Source organism: Cereibacter changlensis JA139 (assembly GCF_003034985.1).
Classification (GTDB): Bacteria; Pseudomonadota; Alphaproteobacteria; order Rhodobacterales; family Rhodobacteraceae; genus Cereibacter; species Cereibacter changlensis.
The window spans coordinates 1-1,555 of record NZ_PZKG01000321.1; the positions used below are offsets into that span (position 1 = coordinate 1).

At 65.0% G+C, this 1,555-nt stretch carries 2 protein-coding genes; one reads left to right on the top strand and one right to left on the bottom strand.

Annotated elements, in window-relative coordinates; genetic code table 11:
* On the bottom strand, positions 1-110 hold a 110-nt coding region (locus C5F48_RS23650), incomplete at its 3' end, for a DUF2256 domain-containing protein (protein WP_107666110.1).
* Positions 111-698: 588 nt separating this feature from the next.
* On the opposite strand from C5F48_RS23650, the gene C5F48_RS23655 reads away from it, so the two are divergent.
* The coding region (locus C5F48_RS23655; RefSeq protein ID WP_146170754.1) for an AMP-binding protein at positions 699-1,555 on the top strand (857 nt) is incomplete at its 3' end.

Below are 1,555 nucleotides of genomic sequence, written 5' to 3' on the forward strand. Positions count from 1 at the left end.
TGCTTCACCGCCTCCCAGTCGCGCGCCCATTTCTTCCGCCAGGCGAAGGGCCGCCCGCAGGTCGCGCAGAGCTTGCTCGGCAGGTCGGCTTTCCTGCGCATCTTCGCCATGTCCTTTCCCTTCCTTCACATCGCTTCGCCCCGCTCCGGCGCACCCTCCGTCCACCAGACAGGGCCGCGCCCGCTCCGCCTCCGCCCGTCCCGGATCGGCCGCCCGCCACAGCCAGTCGCGGACGACGATATAGCGCTGATCCGGGGTGAAGAGAGGCATGGGACGAAACCGCTGGCAGGGTGGGCCCGACAGGGTTTGCCGCAGGAGCCGGTCGGAGGGCCAGCCCGCCCCGCGCGACGAGGGCGTTTTTCTGATCCGGAACGAATCGCGTTCGGGCAGGACCGATAGCGCCCTGCTCCCGACGCCTCGCAGTCAATCCGGCGTCGGGCGGCGTCTGGTCACGTTTCCGTGCCGCGAAGCCGCGGCCGCACAACAGGCAGGCGCTTGAAATATAACGTCAAACTTTAGGGAACGTTTGCAGCATTTACACAAATCAGATTTACCCGGTAAATTTGTTTACAGAAAAATCCATGCGCAAAAAAGAGTTACGCGAAAATTGACTGTTGGCCTATAGTTCCCGTAATGGGGATGAGGGACCAGTTTTGCGGTCGTTGGCGGGCCAGACGCCCGCATGAGGAGGAGCTTACATGGATCACGGTCACACGCAGTCGGTCTACCCGGCCTCGGCGGAATTCATCGCGAAGGCGCATGTCGATGCGGCGGGCTATGAGCGGATGTATGCGGAGTCGGTGTCGGACCCGGAAGGGTTCTGGGGGCGCGAGGGCAAGCGGATCGACTGGATCCGGCCCTACACCAAGGTGAAGAACACCTCCTTCGAGGCGGGCAACATCTCGATCAAGTGGTTCGAGGACGGCGCGCTGAACGTCTCCCACAACTGCATCGACCGCCACCTTCGCACCCGCGCCCACCAGACCGCGATCATCTGGGAGCCGGACCACCCCGACACCCCCGCCCGCCACATCAGCTATGCCGAGTTGCACGACCAGGTCTGCCGCATGGCCAACGTGCTGGTGAGCCAGGGCGTGCGCAAGGGCGACCGGGTGGTGATGTACCTGCCGATGATCCCGGAAGCCGCCTTCGCCATGCTGGCCTGCGCCCGCATCGGCGCGATCCATTCCATCGTCTTCGCCGGCTTCTCGCCCGACGCTCTGGCCAACCGGATCAACGACAGCCAGGCGAAGGTGGTGATCACCGCCGATTACGCCCCGCGCGGCGGCAAGCGGACGCCGCTGAAATCCAACACCGACGCGGCGCTGCTGCATTGCTCGGACCGGGTGCGCTGCCTCGTGGTCAAGCATACCGGCGAGCAGACCACCTGGGTCGACGGGCGTGACGTGGATGTGAAGGCGCTGATGGCCCAGGCCTCGCCCGACTGCCCGGCGCAGGAGATGAACGCGGAGGATCCGCTGTTCATCCTCTACACCTCCGGCTCGACCGGCAAGCCCAAGGGCGTGGTGCACAGCACCGGCGGCTATCTGGTCTA